The sequence below is a fragment of the Caldifarcimen microaerophilum genome (genome assembly GCF_055387105.1).
The window spans coordinates 1,349,957-1,376,292 of record NZ_AP038914.1; the positions used below are offsets into that span (position 1 = coordinate 1,349,957).

The following is a 26,336-nucleotide window of genomic DNA, read 5'->3' on the forward strand; positions in this document are numbered from 1 at the left end:
TGTTATGTTTCGTCCGGGGAAATTTCTTTCGCAATGGAAAACACGTAGGTCTGCACCACGGGCCGGGCCAGGGCCTTCACCGTGTCTGTGGGCAGAACCTGGGAAATCTCCGCCACGTTTCCGGAGCGGAGAAGAACCCGGATGGGACTTTCCTCTTCGGGAGTATAATAGCGATAACCCACCTCAAACGCCCGTTTTTCCACAAGGTAATACCGGGGATCCAGGCCCCGCTGCTCCAGCGTGCGGGACAGAGCAAGAATCTCTCCGGGTGTGGGGTTTTCCAGGGTTCGGGGCAGACGCCGGCGGAGATACCGCCAGGCGAGATCGGCGAGCACCGGATCATCCGAACCCGACCACATCTTGATGCTCACGTCCACATCCGAATCGTCAATCATCACAAAGGCATCCAGAACGTCGGGATGAACCGGTTTCCCGGGATGGGCGTCCCACGCGTCAAGAAAGGCCTGAAAGGCGGGGGTCAGGGGAACGGGAAAACCTTCGGCCCGGAGATCCCGAACCCGGCGGAACATGGCCTCAATCAGCCCCTGGGCCGCCAGATTGGTTCGGTGATAATACACCGCCCAGTACATCAAATACCGGGCCATGAGATAACTTTCCACCGCCGTGGCCCCTTTCTCTTCCACCGCCAGGACTTCCCGGCCCCGTTCCGTGGCGGTGGTGAGGGTCTGGAGGATGCGGGCAATGTCCACCAGGCCGTGGGTCAGGCCGCAGAAAAAGGAATCCCGCCGGAGATAGTCCAGGCGGTCCACATCCAGCTGTCCGTCCAGAAGCTCATGAAAGAAGGGACGATCCGTTTCCCCCTTCAGAAACGCGAGGGCGCGATCGGTGAGGGTGTCGCCCACCACCGGGCGGACCATGCGGTCCATCAGGGCATAGGTGAGCTCCTCATGGGGGAGATCCACCAGGGTGTGTTCCAGGGAATGGGACAGGGGACCGTGGCCAAGATCGTGAACCAGGGCGGCAAGACGGAGGGCGTCCGCCTCTTCCCCGGAGATGGACACCCCTTTGTCCCGGAGCGTGTGGAGGGCCCGTCCGGCCAGATAGAAGGCGCCCAGCGCGTGCTGGAACCGGCTGTGATCCGCCCCGGGATACACCAGGGCCGCCGTGCCCAGCTGCTTGATTCTCCGAAACCGCTGGAAGAACGACTCCTCCACCACGGAGAGGAAGGGCTCCTCCAGAATGATGAAGTCCTCATACAGCGGATCGCGGATGTATTTACGTCGCATGAACAAGCTCCAGTATGGTGTGCCGGGGAGGGCGCTCCCCGGTGGCAAAGGACAGAATGCTCTCCACCACCGCCTGAAACATCCGGCGGCGGGTGGTCACCGTGGCACTTCCCAGGTGAGGAAGGAGGACGGTTCGGGGGTGGGACCGGAGGCGTTCGGGAACGAAGGGCTCCCGGGCATACACATCCAGCCCCACGCCGGCGAGGTGTCCTTCTTCGAGAAGGTCCATCAGGGCCTCCTCATCCACCACCGCGCCCCGGGCGGTGTTCACCAGGATGCTCCCGGGTTTCATGCGCATCAGGCGCTCCCGGGACAGAAGCCCCCGGGTTTCCGATGTGAGGGGAACGTGAACCGAGACGATGTCGCTCTCCTCAAGGAGCGTATCCAGGTCCACGAATCGCGCGCCGGTTTCCTTCTCAAAATGGGGTTTGGGAGTGCGAGCGGTGTAGAGGATGGAGAGGCCGAAGCCCACCGCCCGGCGCCCCACCGCCTGACCGATGCGCCCGGCGCCCACGATCCCCAGCGTTTTGCCCGCAAGCTCCATGCCCAGGAAGGCCCCCACCTGCCAGCCCTTCCAGGCTCCGGACCGTACGAAACGGTCCGCCTCCACCACCCGCCGGGTCGTGGCCAGAATCAAAGCCCAGGTGAGGTCAGCGGTGGCATCCGTCAGCACATCCGGTGTGTGGGTGGCCCAGATCCCCCGTTCCCGGAGGGCAGAAAGATCCAGGTGATCGTATCCCACCGAATAGGTGGCCACAAGCTGGAGGCGGGGAGCGTGGTTCAGAACTTCCCCGTCAATCCGGTCGGTGAGGGTGCACACGAGAATGTCCACGTCCCGGAGGCTGGAAAGAAGTTTTTCGCGGGGAAGAGGGGCATCCTGCTGTTCCATGCGGACGGACAGTTTCTCCCGTACGGGAGTCAGGAGATCCTCAAAGGGGAACGCCCGGGTGAAATACACCACCATCATGAGACTAATTGTACGGGAGATGAAAAGTAGCATCAAACGGAAGGAGGCCGTAAAAAAGGAGAAATTTCATGGTGATTCATCAATCTATTCCACCCTCAGGAGCTCCAGAAATAACTCATAAAGATCCTCATCACGATGATTGTATCGATACTCCAGTTCTTTCAAATAATACGGAAACCACCGAGATGATAACCCATGAAACTGCATCAGCCGTTCCTTCGCATAACTCCAGAAACCCTCAATCCCGTTGATATACACCTTCCCGTTCTTAAAACGCTTCCCATGGTCGATTCGCTCATGACGAAATCCGTACATCACCAGGCTGTCATAGCCTTTGAACTGATCCGTGTACACCAGACTTCCCCTTTTCACCTTCCGAATCGCCTCCCTTAACAACGTTTCTGCCTTCACATCCTTCACCACCTCCACTTTCACCTTCCCACCACGCTCCAGAATCCCAAACACCGGAATCTTCCCTTCCGCCCCCCTCCCTCTCTTGCCCTTCCTCCGACCTCCAAAGTAACTCTCATCCATCTCAATCTCCCCCCACAAAAGATCGTCTTTCGTCGCCTCTTCCACAATCTTCTTGCGAAAAAGCATGTACAAACGCCTCACCGTGTTGTACGCAAGCCCCAACTCTTTCGACGCACGCAAGACAGGAATCTCCAGCTCAAACATTTTCAACGCCAGCAAAAACTGGCCATATTTCACACCGGATCGCTCCAGCACACTCCCCTTCCTCACCCCCCATTCCCGCTTACATCCATAGCACTTATACGATTTCCTCCGCGCACGCTTCACCTTGTCGCTCCCGCAGTACGGACACGTGCGAAACGTCTTGAGAATTCCTTTCTCCCGTAAAAACGCTTCCGCCTTCTTTTCGTCCGATGCAATCTTGCTTAATTGAACCAGGTCCATCGTTTCCCTCTTCTGTTGCCTTTTAGTATACACTAATGGACCCGTTTAATCAATCACCAATTTCATTTTGGCACGGGCACGGGGTCGCCGGCCTCAGGATGGTTTGTGCCTTGGCCGTCCTGTGAGGGAGAGCGTCCGTCCCTCCACCCTTCCTTGCGGGGTCCCCGGGGATACCGTATCATAAAGGAAAATCCGAACGAAGTGGAGCGTTGCAGCCGATGAACCTTGAACGTCTGCCTCTTCCGGCACGGGATGAAATCTGGCGGGTGGAGGGAGAGGAGGTGCTGGTGGAATCCTGCCAGGTCAATGAACTCTGGCTTGCCCGGACCGCGCTGGTCCCGGCCGCCCTGGAAGGTAAAGGGTTCTGGGAGCGCCTTCACCCGGAAGATCGGGAGTCTCTTCGGCGACTTCTGAGGAGTGGTCGGGGGGAAGCTTTTCTTCGCCTGCAGGACAGGGAAGGGCGGTGGATTCCGGGGCGGGTGTATGTTGCGGCCCGGAAGAAAGGGGACGGGACGTTCCGGGTCCTGTCGCTCCACGCCTTTGAAAGTCCGGAAGACATCGAACAGTTTCTCGAATCGCCTTTCCGCACCGATCCCCTCACGGGTGCGCTGAACCGGGGGACCTTTCTGGAAGTGCTGGAAGGTTATCTTGCCCATGAGCCGGAATTCCTGCCCATCCTGGTGATGGACATCCATCGGTTCCATGAAATCAACGCATCGCTGGGTGTGGAGGTGGGTGATCAGGTCCTCCGGGGCGTGGTGGAGCGTCTGCGGGATGTCGCGCCGGACCAGGCACCCGTGGGGCGTCTGGGGCCCGACGAGTTCGGGATTGTGCTCACAGGGGTTCCCCATCTTCCGGCTCTCCTGAAAACGCTGGACGAACTGGATCGGGCTTTTGACCGCCCCCTGCCGGGGGACGAACCCGTCTATGTTTCCCTTCATATGGGGGTGAGCATCGCGCCCTTTGACGGAGAGGATGCCCACAATCTGGTTCGCCGGGCAGAGCTGGCGCTCGCCAGCATCAAACCCATGAGAGAAAAGGGAGTGGCCTTTTATTCCCGGCGGATGGAAAAAAACCTTCTGGAAGATGCTTCTCTGCGGAGTTTTCTGGTGGAAGCTGTCCACAACGAGACCCTGGACGTCCATTATCAGCCGATTTTCGACCTTGCCACACAGAAGGTGGTGGGTCTGGAGGCCCTTCTCCGGTGGCACCATCCGTATGTGGGCAATGTCCCTCCGGATCGGTTCATTCCCCTTGCGGAAAAACTCGGGCTGATGAGCGCCATCACCCGGTTTGTGATCCGAAGGAGCTTTGAAGATCTCCGGAAGATGGATCGGGATCTGTGGGTGAGCGTGAACTTTTCCCCCTCACAGTTTCACAGCCGTCAGGTTCTTTCGCTGGTGGAGGCCACCCTGGACAGCACCGGGGCGGACCCCCGGAGGCTGGTGGTGGAGATCACGGAGGCCACCGCCATGCGGGATCCCCTGCAGACCCAGAGCGTGTTCAGGGGATTCAAAGAAAAGGGGATCCGCATTGCGCTGGACGACTTTGGAACCGGGTATTCCTCCATGAGCCATCTCATCGATTTTGATCTCGACAAGATCAAGCTGGACCGAACGTTTGTAACCAACCTTCCCGAGAACCCGAAGGCCTTTTATGTGGCCCGGACCATTATCCAGCTCACCCACAGCCTGGAAGCCACCGCCGTGGCGGAAGGGATCGAGACAGAGGACCAGCTGAACCTTCTCCGGGAGTGGGGGTGTGACGAGGGGCAGGGGTTCCTGATGGGCCGTCCCATGCCTCTGGATGAACTGCAGGCGTTCCTGCGTGCCCATTGAGGACCCCCGGATCTTGACATCTCTTCCCGCACCGTCTATAATATGGGGGCTTACCGAAGCCGATCTTTATCAACTGAGGGTAAGCGTGGGTGAGGTATCGGTGATTGAGACAGGATTTCCCTATGGAGGGTTTGATCCTGGCTCAGGGCTAACGCTGGCAGCGTGCCTTAGCCATGCAAGTCGAGCGGGGGTTGTTCTCCTAGTGGGAGCAACCTTAGCGGCGGACGGCGGAGTAACACGTGACCAACCTGCCCCCCGGAGGGGGACAACCCTGGGAAACTGGGGCTAATCCCCCATACAGCCTCTGTGGGGCATCCCATGGAGGTGAAAGGGGGCCTCTGCGAAGCAAGCTCCCGCCGGGGGAGGGGGTCGCGGCCCATCAGGTAGTTGGTGGGGTAATGGCCCACCAAGCCGATGACGGGTAGCCGGCGTGAGAGCGCGGCCGGCCCGAGGGGCACTGAGACACGGGCCCCACTCCTACGGGAGGCAGCAGGCTGGAAATTTGGGCAATGGGGGAAACCCTGACCCAGCGACGCTGCGTGGGGGAAGAAGCCCTTCGGGGTGTAAACCCCTGTCAGGGAGGACGAAGGGAGGCAGGGCGAACAGTCCTGTCTCTTGACGGTACTCCCAGAGGAAGCCCCGGCTAACCCCGTGCCAGCAGCCGCGGTAATACGGGGGGGGCGAGCGTTGCCCGGAATCACTGGGCTTAAAGGGGGCGTAGGCGGCCGGGTGTGTCGGGTGTGTAATCCACCGGCTCAACCGGTGGGCTGCATCCGAAACTGCCCGGCTAGAGGGCGTCAGAGGGGACCGGAACGCCCGGTGTAGCGGTGAAATGCGTGGATATCGGGCGGAACGCCGGTGGGGAAGCCGGGTCCCTGGGGCGCGCCTGACGCTGAGGCCCGAAAGCCAGGGGAGCGAAGGGGATTAGATACCCCCGTAGTCCTGGCCGTAAACGATGCCCACTAGGTGTGGGGGAGAGAAGTCTCCTCCGTGCCGAAGGGAAACCGATAAGTGGGCCGCCTGGGGAGTACGCCCGCAAGGGTGAAACTCAAAGGAATTGGCGGGGGCCCGCACAAGCGGCGGAGCGCGTGGTTTAATTCGATGCTAACCGAAGAACCTTACCCGGGCTTGACATGCCGGTGGTACCCTGCCTGAAAGGGTGGGGGACCCCTTTGGGGAGCCGGCACAGGTGCTGCACGGCTGTCGTCAGCTCGTGCCGTGAGGTGTTGGGTTAAGTCCCGCAACGAGCGCAACCCCTGCCCTTAGTTGCCACGGCGGCTATAGGCCGGCTGGGCACACTAAGGGGACTGCCGGCGATGAGCCGGAGGAAGGTGGGGATGACGTCAAGTCCGTGTGGCCTTTATGCCCGGGGCTACACACGCGCTACAATGGGTGGTACAGAGGGAAGCGACCCTGTGAGGGGGAGCGGATCCCTAAAGCCACCCCCAGTTCGGATCGCAGGCTGCAACTCGCCTGCGTGAAGCCGGAGTCGCTAGTAATCGCCGATCAGCAAAGCGGCGGTGAATACGTTCCCGGGCCTTGCACACACCGCCCGTCACGCCATGGGAGCCGGCTTCACCCGAAGACGGCCCGCCCAACCCGCAAGGGAGGGAGGTCGTTGAGGGTGGGGTCGGTGACTGGGGCGAAGTCGTAACAAGGTAGCCGTACGGGAACGTGCGGCTGGATCACCTCCTTTACAGAGAAACTCCCCTCCTCACCTGCGCTTACCCTCAGTTGATCTTTTTTCTTTTCTGGTCTTTGTAACCGGGTTCCCGACACGGGTTATACCTGTTTGTCGGGGTCCCCACGCAAAAATCTGGGATTTTTGCGTGGGGTGATACAAGCGGGGACGTAGTTCAGCCCGGTTAGAACGCCGGCCTGTCACGCCGGAGGTCGCGGGTTCAAATCCCGTCGTCCCCGCGTTTTTCTTTTTGACCCTACCCTCCCTGTGACAGGATTCCGGCATTCCCATGACCTTCCTGCCCATAAGGTTCCCGTACGTTCTGGTTAGGGCAGTGCGGATCGGGATGGTTCCGCTGCTTCCGGAGGGATCAGGCCCCGCCCCCGGCCTTCCTCTTACGAATGCATGTCAGACCGGGGTTGTACGCCGTTGTTCCGACAGGGGAGGGGAAAAGAGGGCACACGAGATTTGAGCGGAAGAGCCCTTTGGCTATCCTGATCTTTGCGGACGGAACGGGCTCTAACTCGCCCGCCCCAGACACCACCTCCACAGCACGCAGGTTTCGCACCGGGGGCGGGGGCGGCAGGACGTCTGGGCATGGATGACAAACTGGGCGTGGAAATCCTGATAGATCGCCACATCCCGCGGAATCTGCGCCTCCACCCATGCCCGCAGTTCATCGTATCTCATCTTCAGAAATCGCCCCTCGCCATACAGCCGGGCAAGGATGCGCCGGGTGTAGGCATCGATCACAAAGATGGGACGATGGAAGGCATAAAGGAGAATGCTGTCCGCCGTCTCCGGACCGATCCCTTTCACATCCAGGAGAGCCTGTCGCGCCTCCTGAAGGGAACGTTTGGGGAGTTCGGGGAAAAGCCGGGCCAGGGCTTTCAGCGCTCCAGCCTTCCGGGCCCCGCTTCCCAGGGGACGGAGCAGGACCGCAAGCTCCTTCTCCGGGATGGCCAGGATTTCGTGGGGATTTTTCAGGAAGGGGTGGGTTTGAAGGAGACGGGCCACCCGTTTCCACTGGATGTTCTGGACCAGGATGGCCCCCGCCGCGATTTCAAACGGCGCTTCTCCCGGCCACCAGAACCGGTGACCATAGCGCTGAAACAATCGGAGATAGAGAAGGGGCAGGGGGAGCATCACCCTTCCCGGAGGGCGTCCACCACCTCCATCCGGGATGCCCGGAGGGCCGGATAGAAGGAAGCCAGAAACGCCACACCCAGAGCCACCACCCAGCTCGTGAGAATGTCCTGCAGGGAGAACCGGATGAACAGGTGCTCGATGAAATACACATCGGGAGGCAGGCGATACACCTGAAAGGTGTTCTGCACCCACGCCACCGCCAGGCTCAACCCGGTCCCCAGCAGAATCCCCGCTCCTCCCAGGGCAAGGCCCACCAGCACGAACACCCGCAGGATGGTCCGGGGTTCCACCCCCAGCGTGAGAAGCACCGCGATTTCCCGGGTGCGTTGCATCACGAGAAGCATCAGGGTGGACAGCATGGTGAAGGACGCCACCAGGGTCACCAGGGAAAGGATCAGGAACATGGCGATCTTCTCGAGTTTCAGAGCGGAAAACAGGGTTCGGTTCCACTCCTGCCAGGTGGTGATGCGGAAGGGATAGGGAATTTTCTCTCGGAGGGCTTCCGCCACCCGGTTGGCTTCCATGGGATCCTGAAGGGCGATCTCCACCCCGTGAACCCGGTTGCCCAGGCCCAGAAGACGCTGGAGGGTCGCAAGGTCGGCCAGGGCCAGGGTGCTGTTCAGGTCATAGAGCCCTGCGTCAAAAATCCCCACCACCTTCAGGGGAACCCGGCGAAACACCCGGCCGATGGGGGTGGCGAGGTTGCCTTCCAGCGCATAGAGGATCACGGTGTCCCCTGCGCCCACGTGGAGGTTGGAGGCCAGAACGCTTCCAAGGACGAGGCCCTTCTCTGGACGGAAGGACCCTTCCACCGTGAAGTGTTCAAAAAAGTCCCGGTGGATCATCTGCCCGGCGTCCACGCCCTTGACGATGAGTCCTTCCGTGGCGTTGTCGTGGCGGGCCAGCGCCCGGAGGATCACGAAAGGACCAAAGGCCCGGATGCCCGGGGTGGTCTGGATGGCGGCCAGAAGGGTGCTTTCGGGCGTGAAGGGCTCCTGGAAGAAGCGATCCACGGTGATGTGGGGCTGTGCCCCCAGGATCCGGCTTCGCACCTCGGCCTGAAACCCCTCCATGATGCCGTTCACGAGAAGGAGGGAGGCCACCCCCACCGTGATGCCGGTGAGGGCAAAGGCCCCCAGAAAGGCCACAAGCCCCCGGCGGGCGAGGCGAAGATAGTGTCCGAGGAGAAACCGTTCCAGCGGGGCGATCATTCCGGAAGGGTGAGGAGGGTGAGGCGGTCGTTGGTGTAGATGCACATCTCCGCGGCGATGAGGAGGGATCGCTCCACGATGTCCCGGGCGGAAAGATCGGTGTTGCGATACAGGGCTTTGGCCGCTGCCTGGGCATAGGGTCCCCCGGAGCCGATGGCCACGATGGGTTCTTCCGGCTCCAGCACGTCCCCACCCCCCGTGACGAGAAACATCCGTTCCGGGTTGAGGAGGATCAGGAAGGCCTCCAGCCGACGGAGGATGCGGTCCGAGCGCCACTGCTTGGCAAACTCAACCACCGCCTTTTCCAGGTTCTGGGTGCGCTCCAGAATGCGTTCAAAGTGGTCAAACAGGGTCAGGGCGTCCGCCACCGCCCCGGCAAATCCGGCGAGAACTTTGCCTCTGGCGAGTTTGCGCACCTTCCGGGCGGTGTGCTTCACAATCATGTCGTCATAGGTGACCTGTCCGTCTGCCCCGATGGCGGCCTGTCCGTCCCGGATCACCGCAAGCACCGTCGTTCCGTGCATGGCCATCCTCCTGTGATGCTGGGGATTATATAGCCCCCCCTGCGGTATTTCAGGCGCCCCCTTGACATCCCCTCCCCCAGGGTCTATCATAAAGACCGACCGGTCGGTTCACACGGCAGGAGGGTATCATGCGAGATCCTGAAACCACCCGGCAGAAGATTCTGGACGAGGCGTATCGGCTGTTTCTTCGGCACGGTTATCACGGAGCCAGCATGTCTCGACTGGTGGAGGCCACGGGTCTCTCCAAAGGGGCCATCTATCACCACTTCCGCTCCAAAGAGGAGATCTTTGTGGAGGTGCTCACCTCCCGGGTCCGGGAACTGATCGCGGAACTCAGAAACGTGCAGGACGGAGATCCCCGGGAAACTGCCCGGAAACGGTTTCACACCCTGGCCCACCGGTTCTTCACCCACCGGGAGGATATCCATCTCTTTGCCATCCACAGCCAGAATCTCCCCACCGCCCTCATCCAGGATGTGATCCGGGCCCTGAAGCCCCTGTTTGAAGACATGCTCAACCTCCTTTCAGAACCCCTGGCCGAACTGTATACCCGGAAGGAAGCCCGGCTTTTTGCCATTTTCGCCATCGGGGCCCTGCGGTTTTCCTTCATGCCCCACAACGCCAGGGAACTCCCCGAGCATTTTGAAACCTACTGGAAAACCTTTGAAAAATTTCTGGGAGGGATCCTATGATGTGGCTCCTGCTCTTTGCCCAGATGCAGCTTTCAGAGGCCGGGGCCGTGGAGATGGCCCTCGCGAACCATCCCCTGCTGGAGGTTTCCCATCTTCAGGTGGTCTCCAGCAAGGAAGATCGGTTCAAGGCCTGGAGCCGACACCTCCCCTTCGTGTCTCTCAACGGCCAGTTTCGCCACTCCAACTTCGAACTCACCATCACCCAGCCTGTGATCGTTGGTTTTGACCCCCAGACCGGCCAGCTCATCTATCGGGAGCAGCAGATCACCTTCGGCTATAAGGACAACTACAACCTCACCCTCCAGACCTCCCTCCTCCTCACCGGTTTCGGGAAGTCCCTGTATGCCGCCTGGATGATGGACAAACTGGTGAAGGCCCAGGAGGCTCGATCCCGCGCGGATACGGTGCGCCTGGCGGTGAACGTGCGCCAGGCCTATCAGGGCGCCCTTCTCGCCCGGGAGAATCTCGCCCTGGCCGAGGAGATGCTCCGGATCCAGCACCTCCACCTGGAGGATGCCCGAAAGCGCTATCAGGCCGGCCTGATCGGCGAAGGGGAGCTCCTTCGGGCGGAGCTGGCGGTGCGCAACGCGGAGGTGGAACGAGATCAGGCCAAAGCCCAGTATACCCAGGCCCTGGCGGCCCTCAGGGGGGTGCTGGCCCTGCCGGATACGGTGGAAATCGAACTTGTCGACTCTCTGAAGCCCTATCCTTATCCCGAAGACCCGGACAGCCTCCTGACCCTTCTCGATGCGCGTCCAGATTTTCGGGCCATGGAACATCAGATCCAGGCGATGGAGGATCAGCGGAAGATGCACCGGGCCCGGTATTTGCCCACCCTTTCGGCCTTTGCCTTTGCAACCTATCAGAAACCCTATGGCTTTGAGAACAAGTGGGGGGATCAGGAAGGCTATGGCCTTCAGCTCTCCTGGAGTCTGTTTGAAGGGGGAGGCATCCTCTCCGATTACCGGAAGGCCCGGATTCAGCGGGATATCCTGAGGAAAACCCTGCACTTTCAGAAGGTTCAGGCACGGAACGCCTTTCAGGGAGCCTATGAGAAGGTGAAGACGGCGTGGGAAGCCCTGAAACAACGGGAGGAGATGGTGAACTCGTCCCAAAGAATGCTGGAACTCACCCGGGAAGCCTATGAGAACGGCCTTCTCCGGGAGGTGGACTTTCAGGATGTGGCCCTGGCCTATCGCCAGGCGCAATTTGGTTATCTTGCCAGCATTGTCCAGTTCAATCTGGCCGTGCTGGACCTGGAGATGCTCGTGAAAGGAGGTGGAGCCCCATGAACCGGAACCTCGTTCGGACCGGGTTGATCATCGCCTTCCTTGGCGTGGTGGTTTCCTGCCGACCCTCAGGCCGGGACGAGGAGAAGGCCGAAGGACAGGCGCTCCGTGCGGCGGTGGTGAAGGTGGCCCGGGTGGACTCGGGGGAGGTGATCCGGCGGGTGACCTTCACCGGAACGGTGGTGGGAAGCCGCCAGGCCACCCTGATTCCGGAAGTGGCGGGGAAAATCCTGGAATTTCGCGCGGATGAAGGGGCACGGGTGCGCAAAGGGGACACGCTGGCGCTGCTGGACCGATCCCTTCCCGGCATGACGTATGAACCCTATCCGTTGCTGGCTCCCCTGTCCGGACGGGTGCACTGGGAGGTGCTCACCCCCGGCGAACCGGTGGGACCCCAGCGGCCGGTGGGTGTGATCGTGGGGGAACCTCTGGAAGTGCACTTCCGGGTGCCCGCAAGTGCCCAGGTCCGGGTGGGTGATCCTCTGGAGGTGACGGCCAAGGGCACGCGCCTTTCCGGACGGGTGGTCTGGGTGTCCAGTGTGGTGGATCCCCGGACCCAGACCCGGCTGGTCCGCGGCCGGGTGGAGGGGAGTCTGGACCTTTCTCCCGGTGCGGTGGTGAAGGTCCGGGCCGTTGTGGCCCGCGAAATGGGGTTGCGTGTGCCCCGGCAGGCCCTGCTCTATTCCCCCACCCCGTATGTGGTCCGGGTGCTGGAAGGAATGGCCCATCGCCAGCCGGTGGACCTGGTCCTTCTGGGCGATCGGTTTGCCCTGATCGCGGATGGCCTCCAGGAAGGTGACACGGTGGTTGTGGTGGGTCAGCGGGTGGTGGAAGAGGGTCAGCCGGTTCAGGTGGAGGCTTCGCCATGACCCGGTTTGCGGTGGAACGCCCCATCACCACGGTGGTGATGTTCGTGATCCTTCTGGCGCTGGGGGTTCTGGGGCTTTTGCGCCTGCCGGTGGACCTGTACCCCAAAATCTCCCTCCCCACAGCCACGGCCATCTTCTTCTATCCCGGAGCCGGTCCGGAGGAGATTGAGCAGAAGGTGATCAAGATTGCGGAAGACGCCATCGCCTCCGTGGCCGGGGTGAAGGAAATCCGCTCGGTGGCCTATGAGGGGATCGGGGCGGTGATCGTGACCTTTGACTATGGTACGGACATCGACAACGGGGTGAACGATCTGCGGGCCAGTCTGGACATCGTCCGCCGCCTGTTCCCTTCGGATATGGACCCGCCCACCATCTTCAAGTTTGACATCTCCCAGTTTCCCATTCTGGCCATCACCGCCACCACATCCGATCCCACCCTGAACCTCCGGGAGATCTATGAGCGGGAGCTGGCCGATGAGTTCAAAGCCATCCCCGGCGTGGGAGAGATCCAGTTCTGGGGAGGGGGACGAACACGCCAGATCAACGTGGAAATTCCTTTGGAGAACCTGGAACAGCACAACCTGAGCCTCCAGGAGATCGTGGGGGCGCTGAAGGCGGCCAATCTCAGCCTTCCTGCGGGCGAACTCTCCCGGGACGGGGTGAAATACCTCATCCGGGTTCCGGCCGACTTTCAGTCGGTGGAGGAAATCGGAGATGTGGTGCTCCGGGGAGGTGTGCGTCTCCGGGACATCGCCCGGATCACGGACGGCTATGCGGACACCAAAACCCTGGTACGGGTGAACGGGGAAAACGCCATCTTTTTTGCCATTTTGAAGCAGTCGGATGCCAACACGCTGGACGTGGCGCGGCGGGTGAAGGCTCTGCTTCCGGAGATCCAGAAACGCTATCCCGGCATCCACTTTGTGGTGGTGAACGACTTTTCCCGGTTTATCGCCTCCTCGGTTCAGAACCTCACCCAGAACGTGTTTTATGGTGCCTTCTTTGTGGTGCTTGTAACGCTCCTTCTCCTGCGCAATTTCACGGGAAGTCTCATCATTACCATGGTCATTCCCGTGTCCCTCATCGCGGGGTTTCTCCTGCTGTGGCTTGAGGGTTCGTCCATCAACCTGATTTCCCTCTCGGCCCTGGCCATTGCGGTGGGCATGGTGGTGGACAACGCCGTGGTGGTGCTGGAAAACATCTTCTTCCACCGCGCGCGGGGCGAGTCCCGGAAGGAGGCTGCCCTGTTTGGAACCCAGGAGGTGGGGGAAGCCATTCTCGCCTCCACCCTGACCACCGTCGCCATCTTTATCCCCATCGTCACGGCCAAAGGGTTCATCGGGGTGTTTTTCCGGGAACTCGCCTATATGGTGAGTTTCACCCTGTTCGTGTCGCTGTTCTCCGCCTATATGCTGGCGCCCGCCCTTGCCCGCCTTTTCCTGAGGCGCCCCCGTCCGGCCACCACCGCCTTCGGCCGCTGGATGGAGCGGTCGTGGGAGGCGCTGGAAAGCGCCCACCGGCGGACCCTGGCCTGGTCGTCCCGGCACAGGTGGGTGGTGTGGGTGCTGGGCCTGGGGCTTTTCGGGGTGAGTGTGGGTCTGTTTGCAACAGGAACGGTGAAAACCGAGTTCATGCCCTCTCAGGATACCGGAGAGTTCCGGGTCCAGCTTCAGCTTCCTCCGGGAACGCCCCTGGAAGTGACGGACTCGGTGGTGCGGATCGTGGAAGGCTGGGTGAAGGAGATTCCGGAACTCCAGCACTATGCGGCCCGGGTGGGACCCACGGAGTCCGGGTTCGGGGTAATCATGGGCTCCGCGGAAGGTTCCCATGTGGGCATGGTGTTTGTGCGGACGGTTCCGGTGGAAAAGCGGTCCCGCCGGATCGAGGAGATCGCCCGGGAAGTGGACCAGCGGGTCAAAAGCCTGCCTGGACTGGAGGCGGGGGGTGCCATGACGGGGAATGTGGGGAACCAGATCCTGTTTGGTTCCGGGAGCCCTATTGAGATCCGGATTTTTGGAGAGGATACCCGAACCACGGACTCCCTGGCCCGCCAGATGGTGGAGGTGCTCCGCTCGGTTCCCGGGGTGCTGAACCCCCAGATCCAGCAGCAGACGCCCCAGCCGGAGTGGCGCGTGGAGCTGGATCGGGACCGCATTGCCCGGCTGGGTCTTGTGCCCGCCTCGGTGGCCATGGAACTCCGGGCGGCCTTTCTGGGCGCGGAAGCCGGAAAGCTCCGGATCCGGGGAGAGGAATATCCCATTGTGGTGCGCCTTGCGAACGATGATCGGGAGCGGGATGACGTCCTTGAGGGTCTCACCGTGCCCAACAACGAGGGTCTGCGGATTCCCCTGGTGGAGGCAGCCCACCTCCGCCCCGCCGCGTCTCCCTCGGGCATTGAGCGCCTGAACCGGTTCCGGGTGGTGCGGGTCACGGCGGATTATGCCGGCCGACCCCTCGGGGAGATCATGAAGGATCTCTTCCGGGTGATGGACAGCCTGAGGGCACCCCAGGGCATCCGGTTTGAACTCGGGGGTTCCTTTGAGCAGCAGCGGGAGGCCTTCGGAGATCTCTCCATCGCCCTGATTCTGGGAATTCTCCTGGTCTATCTCGTGATGGTGGCGCTGTTTGAATCCTTCCTGATGCCCTTCGTGGTGATGTTTGCCGTTCCCTTCGGCATTGCGGGTGTGGGATATCTCTTTGCCCTCACCGGTGTCCCCCTGTCGGTGAACGCCTATCTCGGGATGATCATGCTGGTGGGGATTGTGGTGAACAACGCCATCGTGATGCTGGATTACATCGAACTCCTCCAGCACCGCGGGCGGGATCTCCTCACGTCGGTGGTGGAGGGGGCAAGCCGGCGCCTGCGTCCCATTCTCATGACCGCCTTCACCACCATCGGGGGCCTTCTTCCGCTTGTGATCTTCAGAACCGAGGGCTCGGAAGTGTGGCGGCCTCTGGGGCTTGCGGTGATCAGCGGTCTCATCTTCTCCACCTTCGTGACCCTTGTGTTCGTGCCGGTGGTGTATCTCACCTTTGAAGGAGCCCGCCGGCGCCTTGCCGGAATCTGGAGGCGTGGGGCATGAAACTGCTCTGGATCGTGTTTGACGAAGCCTTTGAAGACCAGGTGCTGGAAGCCCTGAAGAAGGAAGGGGTGGTGCACTTCACGCTCATGCGGGGAGCGATCGGCCAGGGGGCAAACTCCGAACCCCGGTGGGGCACCCACGTGTGGCCGGGTCACAACGATGTTCTCTGGATCTATCTTTCCGACGAGGAGCTTGCCCGGATCACCCCCACCCTTCAGAAGCTCAAAGCGTCCCTGAAGGGCCGGGGGTTCAAGGCCATCGTGTGGGAGGCCCGGGAGGTTTAGGGCAGCCGGAGCACGGGCATCCTGTGCCGTCCTTCGGGGGTGTGAATCACCACCCGATACCCCCCGGACCTGCATCCAGCACGAGGGGGTGGGTCCCCGGTTCCAGACGGAAGGCCCGGGAGACCCGCCCCATGGGGTTCAGAATCCGTGCGGGATAGGACCTCCCGGAACAGTTCTGGATCCACACCCTTCGTTGACGGTTTGCCGGGAGCCAGAGTCAATCTCCTCAGGTGTGCTCCACGATCCGGAAACGCGTTGTCGGCACAGCATGGGTGTGAAGGAAGGCAAAGCCTTGCGTGCGTTGCGTGGATGTGGACTCAGAAGAGAAAGGGATCACGTATCATTGTTCCGGAATAAACCGCCGACCGGTTTCGTCTTCCAGGACGTCGTGTTCGATGAAGGTCAGCACCTCTGAACTTCCGTCATCGTATACGAGAAACACCTTCCGGCCGATCACGAAAAAGGTTCCCCCCTGATTCCCATACCCCCCGGCCGCCATGCCGGGATCGCTTGCCATGGCCGCCCCCTGGAAGGTGAACCGGCCACTTGCGTCAAACGTATACCGCCATTCGGCGGAGGAAGAGAATTCGTTCAGCACATCGGTATAGCCGGATGCGGCCACCCAGGTGGTTCCGGCAAGGCGGGACGCCCCCTGCGGATCGGGCCGGGCAAGCTGGACGCTCCGGGCAATGGCGTCCATTTCCGGCTGGATCACAGAAAAGCTGGACGCTTCACACACCCCCAGAAGAATCACCCCAAAATGAGGCCCTTTGATCACATACACCCGGCCCCGGCTGGATTTTCCCTGAGCCTGTTCCTCAAAATCCCGATAGGCCCGGAGGACCTCTCCCCGGTCCTGCACCGTCCAGTCTCCGGTGAAGCGCACCTGGGGAAAGGCCTGCTGGAGGTCGGCGTCAACCCGGGAAAGGAAAGACGCTCCCCTTTCGGTGCCCCCAAAAGGTTGAAGAAGGACGGTGGCATCGTAGGCAGGGGTTCGCTGAAGCACATAGATCGGCTGGACGTCCTGCTGGATCACACGGGCTTCCCAGTTCGCGGGATAGGTGAGAGTGTAGAGGCCATTGGGTTCCTGGAAGGTCCCTGCCTTCAGGAAACCTGCCAGGACCAGGCCCGCGAAGATGAGAGCGCGATCCATGATCCCCCTCCTGTTGAATGCCCCACGGCGTTGTTTTGCGGGACCGCAGGGACGCCCGTTTTTCAGTTTCCCGTCAAAAACCGGATCCCCAGGGCGTGGGCATCCCCCACCACGCCCAGAGAGAGCCAGGAATAGGCGATTTCGTATCCCCGAATCCGGAATCGCACATGGGCGCCCAGACCCGCCAGGATATCCCCCCCGCTTCCCGTGGAAAAATCCCGGAGCCAGCTCCGGAAAGAAAGTCCCACCCCAAACTGGGGGTGAGGCCACCACAGGGCACCCGCGCCCACCCCGCTCTGGCTGGCCACGCGGAGAAGGAGATGGGCCCGGGTGGTGGGGCGGGAAAACTCCATGCCGAGAAGGGCTTCGGGCGAAAGGGAGAGAGAGCGGGAGAAACGGGAGTAGATTTCTCCCCCCAGGGGTCCCGCATACAGCACGGCGTCCAGAGGAACCGGGGGGAACATCCGGGTTCGAAACCCTCCGCCCACCGCCAGAGCCACGGCGGCATCGGGCCCGATCCCTTCATACAGCACCTGGGGTTCCAGCACCGCCAGAATATCTCGCTCCTGAAAGCGAAAACGATGAAAATACGACCCCGCAAGCCACACAAAGGAATACCGCACAGAGCCCACCAGGGCCCCGCTTGCGTCCCGCTGATCCAGAGAGGGGGTGGTGGAGCCCTGGAGGCTGAACCCGAGATCCCGGGTGTGGAAGCGCACGCGGAGGGCAGGGAGGTTGTCCGGATAGACCACCGTGGAAATCAGGCGCTCCATGGGGGAAGGAAGACGGGTGGACGGATGGAAAATCTCCCAGGGCCCGAAGGGGATCTGGGTGGCCAGAAAGCCAGCGGCGGCAACGATAAACAGTGTCATGGTCTCTCCAGCTGGGGCGGGAGGATTCGAACCTCCACGAAGGGATCCAAAGTCCCTCGTCCTGCCATTAGACGACGCCCCAGCGTCCCATCTATTGTACACAGCCCACACAAAACCGTCAACGGGCGCAGGGGAGGACCTTTCAGGGATAAGGGTGTATAATCCCCTCACACGGAGGGAAAAGATGAGTTCGGTGTGGCGCGTTCGGATGGATGCAGGAGAAAAAGAGGTGGAACTTCCCGAGGACCGGATGCGGGTGGATGCCCTGCTCCGGGCATTGAACCTCCGGCTGGAAGAGTATATCGTCATACGCAACGGTGAGGTGCTCACGGAAAAAGACTGGGTGTCCCGGGAAGATGACGTGGAACTCGTCCGGGTAATTTCGGGAGGATAGCGGTGTTTAAACGTCCCCGCAAACCGCAGGAACTCATGGAACAGCCGGACATCCCGGAAGGCCGGTGGATCAAGTGCCCGGGGTGTAAACATCTCCTCTATCGCACCCAGCTGGAGCGGGCCCTCTGGGTGTGCCCCTTCTGTGGCCTCCACTTCCGGATCCCGGCCGAAACCTATGCCCGGATTCTGCTGGACGAGGATCCCCCGCCGGAAGCCACGGATTTCGGGCTGGTGTCCGTGGATCCCCTGGGTTTTCCGGAATACGGTGAAAAGCTTGCCCGGGCGCAGAAACGCACGGGGCTCCGGGATGCGGCCATGGTGTATGGAGGAAACCTGGGTGGCATCCCGGTCGTCCTGTTCACCACGGATTTTCGGGTGCTGGCTGGCTCCATGGGGAGTGTGATGGGGGAGGTGTTTGTGCGGGCGGCCCGGAAAGCCATTCATGAGCGCAAACCCTTCCTGGCCCTGACCGCTTCCGGTGGAGGCGCCCGGATGCAGGAGGGGATTCTGGCCCTGATGCAGATGGCTAAAACCACCGTGGCCGTGCGGGAACTGAACGAGGCGGGAATCCCCTACATCAACATCCTCACCGATCCCACCATGGGCGGTGTGATGGCTTCCTTTGCCTCCCTGGGGGACCTTCTGATTGCCGAGCCCGGTGCCCTTCTGGGGTTCGCGGGCCCCCGGGTGATCCAGCAAACCATTCGCCAGAAACTTCCCAAAGGCTTTCAGCGGGCGGAGTTCCTGCTGGAGCACGGGATGCTGGACCTGGTGGTCCCCAGACACAAACTGAAAAACACCCTGAAAACGTTGCTGGAACTGGTGTGGAATCATGGCGGAAGTTCGGCTTGAGCAGGTGACCAAACGGTTCGGGGATGTGGTGGCGGTGGATCACGTGACCTTCACTGTCCCCGACGGGTCCTTCACCGTGATTCTGGGTCCTTCCGGCTGCGGGAAAACCACCACCCTCCGGATGATCGCGGGACTGGAGACACCCACCTCCGGCCGGATCTATATCGGTGGAGAGGATGTCACGGACCTCCCCCCGAAAAAACGCGACATCGCCATGGTGTTTCAGAACTACGCCCTCTATCCCCACATGACCGTGTATGACAACATGGCCTTTGGCCTCCGGATGCGGGGGATTCCGAAAGACGAGATTGACCGCAGGGTCAGGGAAGCCGCCCGGATCCTTGGGCTGGAGGGCCTTTTGAACCGCAAGCCCCGGGAGCTTTCCGGTGGGCAGCGCCAGCGGGTGGCGGTGGGACGGGCCATCGTCCGCCATCCCAAGGTGTTTCTCTTTGATGAGCCCCTGTCCAACCTGGACGCCAAGCTCCGTGTCCGGATGCGGGCCGAACTCGCCCGGATTCACCGGGAACTCCGGGCCACGTCCGTGTATGTCACCCACGATCAGGTGGAGGCCATGACCCTGGGGGATCAGATCGTCCTGCTGCGGGATGGAAAGATCCAGCAGGTGGACAGTCCCCTCCGGCTCTATCACCAGCCGAAAAACCTCTTCGTGGCAGGCTTCATCGGCTCTCCATCCATGAACTTTATCCGGGGCAGGGTGGAAAGGGGTCAGTTCGTCCACCCGGATTTCACCCTGGAGATTCCGGAGACCAAGCGTGCGCGGCTTTCGGAAGGAGACGTCATCCTGGGGTTGCGCCCGGAGCATTTTGTCCTGGTGCCGGACGGACCCATTCGGGCAGAGGTGGAGTTTGAGGAAACCCTGGGAAGCGAAATTTTCCTCTATGTGCGGCTTCCGGGTGGTGATTCCCTGGTGGTGCGCATCCCTCCGGAAAACCCGCCGAAGGCGGGCGATGTCGTTTCCCTTCGGCCCGAAATGCATCGGGCCCACTTCTTTGACCCCCAGACAGAGGAAAATCTCACCTATGAAGAAGCCGAAGAAACTGCTCCTCTTTGATCTGGACGGAACCCTGATCCTTTCGGGCGGTGCGGGGAGCCGGGCGATGGACCGGGCCTTTCAGGAGCTTTTTGGGGTGGAACAGGCCGCCCGGCACGTGATTCCGGATGGGAAAACGGATCTTCAGATCCTCCGCGAGATTTACGGGAAGGTGGTGGGACCGGACGCAGACCGGCATCTTCCTGCGCTGCGGGATGCCTATTTGAAGTATCTGGCGGAGGAGGTCCCCCGGTCCCCGGGATACCGGGTCCTTCCCAGAGTTCCGGAGGTCCTCCATGCCCTCCGCGACCGGGAGGATGTGGTGCTGGGACTTGCCACCGGAAACCTGGAAGAAGGCGCGAAAATCAAACTCTCCCGCACGGATCTGTGGCCGCTCTTTGCCGGGGGAGGATTTGGAAGCGATGCGGAAGACCGGGTTCAGATTCTGTGGGCGGCATACTGGAAGCTCAGAGATCAGGGTCCTTTCACCGAGATCTGGATCATCGGCGACACGCCCCGGGACATCTGGGCGGCCCGGCGGGCGGGCTACCGGGTGGCGGTGGTTCCCACCGGCCACTACCCCCTGGAGGAACTTCTTCGCTGGGAGCCCGATGAGGCCGGGGAGGATCTCGAGCAGGTGGTGAACCGGATTCTGGAAGGCGCAGGATCTGAGGCCGAACCTTCCATTCCCGAGGTGTCCCATGAATAAATCCTCCGCTCCGGGTCTTTTCACCCGTCTTCCCCGGAATGTGTGGGTGTTTGTGGGTTACGTGTTGCTTGCGCTGGTGTTTTATGCTCCGCTCCTTCCTTCCGATGTTTCCCCTGTGGCCTATGATCAGCGTTCGGCCGGCTATGCCCTTCGGGACTTTATGATTGAGGGGTGGAGACAGGGGGAGATGCGATGGTGGAATCCCGGGCTGGAGGGAGGAATGCCGACCGTTTCCGGACTTACGTTTGAGCTGTTTTACCCGGATCACCTCCTCTGGCTCCTGACTGACATTGACCAGGCCTTCAAATGGTCCTTTATCCTCCACACTGCACTGGCGGCCTTTCTCCTTTTCTGGGTTCTCCAGCGTATGGGGGTGTCATTCGTTCTTGCTCTGGCGGGGGGAGCGGTGACGGGGTTTGGTTATATCCCCGCCCAGGCCTATGCAGGTCACTTGGCCAAAGGCATTGTCCTCACCTGGCTCCCTCTCATTCTCTACTTCGTTGTGGAGAGTGTGCGCCGGAACTCATGGTGGCGGTCTCTTCTCTGGGGAGGGCTTCTCGGGATGCTCATCGGGGTTCAGCAACTGCAGATGGTCTATTACACCTATCTTGCCGCGGGTCTGGCCTTTCTCATGGCACTGATCCTGTTTGAGTCCCCTTCCCTTCTCTCGTGGGGCTCACGGGCGTTGAAATTCGTGGGTGGAGCCGTTTTCAGCCTTTTTCTGGGGGCAGCCCAGTGGTTCCCCGCGCTGTTTTACATTCGGCAGTTCACCCTTCGTCAATCCATGGGTATAGAGTATGCCAAGTCCTGGAGTGCGGACGTTCAGGATGTGCTTTCCCTCTGGTTCCCCCTTTTCTCGGGGATTTCCATTCCTTCTCCTCATTACTGGGGAAGCAATCCTTTTCGGCATGATGTGGCCTATCTCGGTGTCCTTGGATTTGCGGGAACCCTTGCGGTCGTTTATTTTCTTTGGAAACACTCTCCCCTCTTGAAAAGTGAAAACGGCCGGTGGATGCTTCTCGCGTTTGTCTCCGGTCTTTTCTTCCTCCTCGTCTCCATGGCAGGACGCACGCCTCTGTTTTACCTTCTGTATCATGGGCTCCCAATGTTTTCGAAATTCCGTGCCCATTCCCTGGCCCTCGGGTTTGCCCAGGTGTTTTTTGTCATGGGCGCGTTTCTGGCCCTGGAGATGTTAAAAACCGATGATCGGGCGAAGGGCTGGAAAGGGTGGTGGATCGCAGGGAGCATCCTGCTTGTTCTTGCGGGGATCGGGCTGGCTTCTCCAGGAAGTCTTGCGGGGATCCTGAAAACGCTGTTTCATTTGGCACCCGAAAAAGTCCGGGCCCTTCGCCTGCACATTCCACACCTGTCCCTGGCGCTCGGATGGGTGGGCCTTGCCACGCTCGTTCTGCCGCGGGCGCTTTCTTCCTGGGGCTGGCTTTTCCCCCTGGCCATTTTCGGCGAACTTTTCCTGATCACCCGGCCTTTTCTTCAGCCCGCACCTGCATTGAACAAAGAGATCCAGTCTATCCTTGCCCTAAAACCGTACTTTCCTCAGGAAGATAAGGAGGATCCCCTCCGCATTCTGCCGCTTTTCTATGAAACGGAAGGCTTCAACTGGTTCTATGCCGGTTTTCAAACAGCGGGTGGCGGTTTTCCCTTCGCGTCTCGTTATTATCTCCAGCTCATCGGCGCCCAGGGATTTGTCCTGTCGCCCGCCTCGTTTGGAAATCTGTATCGGAATCCGTATCTTCTCCCGGTGATGGACGTGGACCGGGTGCTCATGCCCATGCTTCCGGACACCGCCACCCTGGCCCGCCAGTATGGGCAACACCCTGCTTTTCCGCTCCTGATGTCCCTCAAGATGTTTCAGGATCAGTTGCTGCAGGAACGCCTGCTGAATGTGGGAAGACAGCCGATGGGCGTGTTTTCTCCACCGGAACCATCCCGCCGGGTGCGGTTTTACCCGGTGGCCGTTCGGCTTCCTGAGCGGGATACCCAGGCGGTGTTTACCCTGGTGCTTGCGGGACGAGGGGTTCTGGACACGCTTTATGTGTCCGCGGACACCGTGCTTTCGCCGCAGGCTTCCGATTCGGGACAGGTGACGGTGGAATCCTACCGTCCCGGCAGGGTGGAGGTCCGGGTTCAGTCCGGTGGAGGATGGGTGTTGCTGGCCGAAAACTACACGGATCAGTGGAAGGTCCGGGTGGATGACGGCCCCTGGGTTCCCGCGTATCGGGCTTTTCATGCCTTCATGGCCTATCCCGTTCCCCCCGGAGATCACCGGGTGACCTTCCAATATATCCCTTCCCGGGAGAAGCAGGGCTTTGCGATCTCGTTGATCACACTGGTTCTGGGGGTTGCGCTGGCAGGATTTTCCTGGAGAAGAGAGGGCTGAGGAACGCCTCCCCTTCAGTCCTTTTCAGGTGATGCGTTTGTTCTTCAGGAGTTGCTGATAGAGTTCCGCATACCGGCGGGCAACGTTCTCGGGAAGAAACGATTGGGCGTATTGCTTCCCCGCTTCCCCCATTTCCCGTGCCCGGTCAGGATGGCCAAGAATGAGGGAAAGTTTCCCGGCAAGGTCTTCCACGTTTTCGGGCTCAAAAAGAAACCCGGTTTGCCCCTCTTGCACAATTTCTGCGGGTCCCCCCATGCGGCTTGCAATGACGGGTGTGCCGTGAAGCATGGCTTCCACCAGGACGAGCCCAAGACTTTCCACCGAGACCCGAGGATCGCCCCGGGAAGGAAGAACCACGACAGACGCACGGGCGTATTCTCCGGAAAGCCTGTCCCCTCCAATCCATCCCAAAAATGTTGCCCGAACGCCCAGGTTCTGAGCCAGACGTTCCCATTCCGGTCTGGCTGGTCCATCCCCTGCGAACACCAGATGAAGATCCATCCCCCTTTGCTGCAACCTGTGGGCCGCCTGGATGAGAAGATCGCCCCCTTTCCAGTATACGGCGCGTCCCACAAAGAGAACCCGGTTGGGCTCGCGAGGAACACCGGCAGGCACGCGGGGCGTCCAGCCCACGGGCATAGGTATCACGGCTTCCTCCCCCGGGAGATCCCCAAACACCTCATGAAACCGTTCCCGGGTGAATCGGGAGTTGAACACCCGGATCGCGGCTTTCTGGATTAACTTTCTGAAGGGTTTTTTCAGAAAAGGGAACTTTTGAACCAGGGCGATTTCAGAGTGGTGAAAAGAAAGAATCCAGGGCCGTTCCGAGAAGGGGAGAGCCCAGAGAAGGTTGGGAACAGGCCAGTGGACATGGACAAGATCGGGCAGGAAGTGTCGGCGGAGTCGCCAGACCCGGATCATGCCTGCCGCCAGAAACTCCGGGACCTGAAGATACCGCCACTTCTCCAGCCGGATCCGCTCATAGGCAGCCACCTCGTGGGTCAGGTTTTCGATGGACTTTGGGGCATACCGGAAGCGGTAGACAGGGATACCTTCCCACGTTTCATCTCCCCGCCCGCGGTATGCGGATGTGAAAACCCGGACGTCGAATCCTTCCTGCTGGAGAGCCCGGAGGGTGGAAAGAAGCCAGGGGGTCACGTGGGGTGCATCTTCCGTGGGAAATGCGGTGGCAATGCACAAAACCGTGGGGGAAGCGGGCATGGTCAGGGATTTTTCTCGGCAAGGATATAGCTGGAAAATTGAGAGGAGCGCAAAGCAAAACCGTGGGATTGCAGGATTTCCTGAGCTCGCTGTCGCACAGATTCTTCCAGGGCTTCCATAACCACAAACCGGGTTCGCTGAAGGACTTGCTGACCGCCTTCCAGTGCCTGGATTTCTGCCCCCTCAACATCCAGTTTGATCAGGCCAATGCGTTCATAGGGTTCCAGAAGATCATCTAGGGTGATGGTTTCCACATCGCCGGAGGAAGAAGAATCGATGGAGGCCATGCCGAACTGGGCTTCAGGAGACCGGATCTGAACCCTGAGACCGGATTGATGCCACACAGCGCGATGAACAGGGGTCACGTTGTCGCACTGGTTCAATCGCAGGTTTGCAACAAGACTCTCAAACGTTTGAGGATGGGCCTCGACCGCGAGAGTGGGGATCCCCATGCGGGAAGCAAGGATTGTATAATATCCCACGTTGGCGCCCACATCCACAAACAGAGACCCCTCAGATCGAATACGTTTCAGAGCTTCCCGAATAAACAACTCTACGTCTCGCTCTCGCCAGGGCATCATAAAATAGAGGTCATCAGAGTGAGGTCGGGTGCGGAAGCGGACACCACTCGTGGTCCGGAGTTGGAGAGGAGGGTCCGCCCATGGGTTCCGGAGTGTTCGTGGATGTCGCAGGACCCGGGCGAGATCTCTTACAGATGCACCCAGGAGGGCCATCTCGTCACGCCACGTTTCTCCACGTATGCGCAACAGGATTAACAACCACCGCCCCCCAATGGAGATGAGAGGAACGCCCGCAAAATGCCGGGCCAAAAACCCGACAATCTGGTGAAATCGTGAGCTCACGAAACCTCCTGTCCTACCGGATTTTGAGACGCCACCAGTCCTGGGGGAAGGTGAGCTGGGGCGTCACGCCCAGTCCCACATAGAGATAGTCTCCCACAATTCCCCCGATCAGATTGTTGCGGCTTCCACCAGGAAAAGGAGGAAGCGGATTCCACTGATTCCGGGAGATGGACAGGTAATAGTATTGATTGGTAAATGCGTCGTAGGGAATGTGACCGCCAAGAAGGAAAAGGTGATCTCCGGATGCGATGGCCCAGGCATCATAGGTTGCGATGGGGTAATCGGCGAGCTGTTCCCATTGTCCGGTGGACAGGTTATACCGATAAACGTCTGAAAGATAGTCTCGAGAGGGCGTTCGTCCCGTTCCCGCGTAGAGATAGCCCTGATGATAAACCAGAAAAGGTCCCCATCGCCCCACCCCAGGAAGGGTCGTCAGGGTGTCCCAGCGGTTCTGTGAAGGGTCATAACGTAGGATGACGTTTTGCAGGGCGCCCCACATGTTCATGCCACCGAACACGTATCCATACGTTCCATCGCTGGTTCCGGGCGCGCCACTCAAGGCATAGGGGAGGGATGCCACGCCCTGCCAGGTGTCGGTGGAGGGGTCATACACATAGACGTCCTGGTAATAGGGTCGCAGGAGAAGGGAATCCCCACCTCCCACATAGATTTTGCCGCTAATCACAAAAGAAAAGGCCAGATTCCGGGGCTTGCCCGGGAAATCCGTCAACCTTTCCCACGAATCCGTGGAAGGATCATAGCGCCACCAGTCGTTATAGGCGTAATCGTTGTCGTTGCCGAGGCCCAGATAAATCATGCCGTTGACCGTTGCCACAACGTGGTTATTTCTCCCGGGGAGAGTCACCGGGGGTTGGGAGAGACTTTCCCATTGCCCGATGGACGCGGTGTCTCCTCCACCCCCTCCACCGCCACCATCACCTCCGCTGTCCGTGGGTGTTGTGCAGGTGGATCCATACCAGAGGAGTCCTCCGAAGAGGACCAGGGTGAGGGCAACCCGCCGCATGGTCAACCTCCTGTTTGGGCCTCCCTGAAGATACGGGGGCTTTTCGGG

Annotated in this window: 22 protein-coding genes, 2 tRNA genes and 1 rRNA gene; 13 read left to right on the forward strand and 12 right to left on the reverse strand. The window is 60.5% G+C overall.

From position 1 onward, the window contains the following. Positions 1–2 precede the first annotated feature (2 nt). From AC6HU3_RS06280 to AC6HU3_RS06290, 3 genes are all read right to left on the reverse strand, one after another. Positions 3–1,247: an HD domain-containing protein gene (locus AC6HU3_RS06280; RefSeq protein ID WP_497472927.1), complete on the reverse strand. Its 1,245-nt coding sequence runs from the start codon at positions 1,245–1,247 to the stop codon at positions 3–5. Then, the gene (locus AC6HU3_RS06285) at positions 1,237–2,214 is read right to left on the reverse strand and encodes a 2-hydroxyacid dehydrogenase (protein ID WP_497536295.1); all 978 of its coding nucleotides are present in this window, start codon (positions 2,212–2,214) and stop codon (positions 1,237–1,239) included. Before AC6HU3_RS06285 ends, AC6HU3_RS06280 begins: the two co-directional genes overlap by 11 nt. Before the next feature lie 84 nt (positions 2,215–2,298). Further along, the gene (locus AC6HU3_RS06290) at positions 2,299–3,132 is read right to left on the reverse strand and encodes an IS1595 family transposase (protein ID WP_497472928.1); all 834 of its coding nucleotides are present in this window, start codon (positions 3,130–3,132) and stop codon (positions 2,299–2,301) included. A 218-nt stretch (positions 3,133–3,350) separates the two neighbouring features. Here AC6HU3_RS06290 and AC6HU3_RS06295 point away from each other — a divergent pair, with 218 nt between their 5' ends. The 3 genes from AC6HU3_RS06295 to AC6HU3_RS06305 all read left to right on the forward strand — a co-directional run bounded on the left by AC6HU3_RS06295 (position 3,351) and on the right by AC6HU3_RS06305 (position 6,890). Next, positions 3,351–4,970: a putative bifunctional diguanylate cyclase/phosphodiesterase gene (locus tag AC6HU3_RS06295; RefSeq protein WP_497472929.1), complete on the forward strand. Its 1,620-nt coding sequence runs from the start codon at positions 3,351–3,353 to the stop codon at positions 4,968–4,970. Positions 4,971–5,089: 119 nt separating this feature from the next. Beyond that, positions 5,090–6,666, forward strand: a 16S ribosomal RNA gene (locus AC6HU3_RS06300). A gap of 149 nt (positions 6,667–6,815) precedes the next feature. Next, positions 6,816–6,890 (forward strand) — tRNA-Asp (locus tag AC6HU3_RS06305). A gap of 280 nt (positions 6,891–7,170) precedes the next feature. Here AC6HU3_RS06305 and AC6HU3_RS06310 read toward each other — a convergent pair. The 3 genes from AC6HU3_RS06310 to hslV are packed head-to-tail and all read right to left on the reverse strand — an operon-like array spanning position 7,171 to position 9,541. Further along, the gene (locus tag AC6HU3_RS06310; protein ID WP_497472930.1) at positions 7,171–7,797 is read right to left on the reverse strand and encodes an endonuclease III domain-containing protein; all 627 of its coding nucleotides are present in this window, start codon (positions 7,795–7,797) and stop codon (positions 7,171–7,173) included. Then, entirely contained in the window at positions 7,797–9,011 is a 1,215-nt protein-coding gene (locus tag AC6HU3_RS06315) for an ABC transporter permease (RefSeq protein WP_497472931.1), read from the reverse strand. Before AC6HU3_RS06315 ends, AC6HU3_RS06310 begins: the two co-directional genes overlap by 1 nt. Continuing rightward, on the reverse strand, positions 9,008–9,541 hold the full coding sequence (hslV, locus tag AC6HU3_RS06320) for an ATP-dependent protease subunit HslV (protein ID WP_497472932.1): 534 nt from the start codon (positions 9,539–9,541) through the stop codon (positions 9,008–9,010). Before hslV ends, AC6HU3_RS06315 begins: the two co-directional genes overlap by 4 nt. Before the next feature lie 122 nt (positions 9,542–9,663). Between hslV and AC6HU3_RS06325 the strand changes: the two genes are divergently transcribed. The 5 genes from AC6HU3_RS06325 to AC6HU3_RS06345 are packed head-to-tail and all read left to right on the forward strand — an operon-like array spanning position 9,664 to position 15,752. Next, complete coding sequence (locus AC6HU3_RS06325) at positions 9,664–10,227, forward strand: TetR/AcrR family transcriptional regulator (protein ID WP_497472933.1); 564 nt, start codon at positions 9,664–9,666, stop codon at positions 10,225–10,227. After that, entirely contained in the window at positions 10,224–11,519 is a 1,296-nt protein-coding gene (locus AC6HU3_RS06330) for a TolC family protein (RefSeq protein WP_497472934.1), read from the forward strand. The genes AC6HU3_RS06325 and AC6HU3_RS06330 overlap by 4 nt, the downstream gene beginning before the upstream one ends. Continuing rightward, the gene (locus AC6HU3_RS06335; protein WP_497472935.1) at positions 11,516–12,385 is read left to right on the forward strand and encodes an efflux RND transporter periplasmic adaptor subunit; all 870 of its coding nucleotides are present in this window, start codon (positions 11,516–11,518) and stop codon (positions 12,383–12,385) included. Before AC6HU3_RS06330 ends, AC6HU3_RS06335 begins: the two co-directional genes overlap by 4 nt. Further along, the gene (locus AC6HU3_RS06340) at positions 12,382–15,468 is read left to right on the forward strand and encodes an efflux RND transporter permease subunit (protein ID WP_497472936.1); all 3,087 of its coding nucleotides are present in this window, start codon (positions 12,382–12,384) and stop codon (positions 15,466–15,468) included. Before AC6HU3_RS06335 ends, AC6HU3_RS06340 begins: the two co-directional genes overlap by 4 nt. Further along, positions 15,465–15,752 (forward strand): PG0541 family transporter-associated protein, encoded by a 288-nt coding sequence (locus tag AC6HU3_RS06345; RefSeq protein ID WP_497472937.1) that lies wholly within the window; start codon positions 15,465–15,467, stop codon positions 15,750–15,752. The genes AC6HU3_RS06340 and AC6HU3_RS06345 overlap by 4 nt, the downstream gene beginning before the upstream one ends. A 340-nt stretch (positions 15,753–16,092) precedes the next feature. Here the strand turns inward: AC6HU3_RS06345 and AC6HU3_RS06350 are convergent, their stop codons facing one another. From AC6HU3_RS06350 to AC6HU3_RS06360, 3 genes are all read right to left on the reverse strand, one after another. Next, positions 16,093–16,905 (reverse strand): hypothetical protein, encoded by an 813-nt coding sequence (locus AC6HU3_RS06350; protein ID WP_497472938.1) that lies wholly within the window; start codon positions 16,903–16,905, stop codon positions 16,093–16,095. A 62-nt stretch (positions 16,906–16,967) separates the two neighbouring features. Continuing rightward, on the reverse strand, positions 16,968–17,777 hold the full coding sequence (locus AC6HU3_RS06355; protein ID WP_497472939.1) for a hypothetical protein: 810 nt from the start codon (positions 17,775–17,777) through the stop codon (positions 16,968–16,970). Between the two features lie 11 nt (positions 17,778–17,788). Continuing rightward, positions 17,789–17,859: transfer RNA gene (locus tag AC6HU3_RS06360), tRNA-Gln, on the reverse strand. A 102-nt stretch (positions 17,860–17,961) separates the two neighbouring features. Here AC6HU3_RS06360 and AC6HU3_RS06365 point away from each other — a divergent pair. The 5 genes from AC6HU3_RS06365 to AC6HU3_RS06385 are packed head-to-tail and all read left to right on the forward strand — an operon-like array spanning position 17,962 to position 23,180. After that, positions 17,962–18,171, forward strand: coding sequence for a MoaD/ThiS family protein (locus AC6HU3_RS06365; protein ID WP_497472940.1), 210 nt, complete (start codon positions 17,962–17,964; stop codon positions 18,169–18,171). 2 nt (positions 18,172–18,173) lie between these two features. Beyond that, positions 18,174–19,022, forward strand: coding sequence for an acetyl-CoA carboxylase, carboxyltransferase subunit beta (gene accD, locus AC6HU3_RS06370; RefSeq protein WP_497472941.1), 849 nt, complete (start codon positions 18,174–18,176; stop codon positions 19,020–19,022). Further along, positions 19,003–20,094 carry an ABC transporter ATP-binding protein gene (locus tag AC6HU3_RS06375; protein WP_497472942.1) on the forward strand — a complete coding sequence of 364 codons (1,092 nt, stop codon included), beginning with the start codon at positions 19,003–19,005 and terminating at the stop codon, positions 20,092–20,094. Before accD ends, AC6HU3_RS06375 begins: the two co-directional genes overlap by 20 nt. Further along, positions 20,063–20,782, forward strand: coding sequence for an HAD family hydrolase (locus AC6HU3_RS06380; protein ID WP_497472943.1), 720 nt, complete (start codon positions 20,063–20,065; stop codon positions 20,780–20,782). Before AC6HU3_RS06375 ends, AC6HU3_RS06380 begins: the two co-directional genes overlap by 32 nt. Further along, on the forward strand, positions 20,775–23,180 hold the full coding sequence (locus AC6HU3_RS06385; RefSeq protein ID WP_497472944.1) for a YfhO family protein: 2,406 nt from the start codon (positions 20,775–20,777) through the stop codon (positions 23,178–23,180). Before AC6HU3_RS06380 ends, AC6HU3_RS06385 begins: the two co-directional genes overlap by 8 nt. Positions 23,181–23,204: 24 nt before the next feature. On the opposite strand, the gene AC6HU3_RS06390 is transcribed toward AC6HU3_RS06385, so the two are convergent. Genes AC6HU3_RS06390 through AC6HU3_RS06400 form a run of 3 tightly spaced genes read right to left on the reverse strand, consistent with a single transcriptional unit; the run spans position 23,205 to position 26,288 of the window. After that, positions 23,205–24,401 (reverse strand): glycosyltransferase family 4 protein, encoded by a 1,197-nt coding sequence (locus AC6HU3_RS06390; protein ID WP_497472945.1) that lies wholly within the window; start codon positions 24,399–24,401, stop codon positions 23,205–23,207. A 2-nt stretch (positions 24,402–24,403) separates the two neighbouring features. Next, a complete protein-coding gene (locus AC6HU3_RS06395; protein WP_497472946.1) occupies positions 24,404–25,264 on the reverse strand; it encodes an FkbM family methyltransferase in 861 nt (286 codons plus the stop codon). A 13-nt stretch (positions 25,265–25,277) separates the two neighbouring features. Continuing rightward, positions 25,278–26,288 carry a Kelch repeat-containing protein gene (locus tag AC6HU3_RS06400; protein ID WP_497472947.1) on the reverse strand — a complete coding sequence of 337 codons (1,011 nt, stop codon included), beginning with the start codon at positions 26,286–26,288 and terminating at the stop codon, positions 25,278–25,280. Positions 26,289–26,336 lie beyond the last annotated feature (48 nt).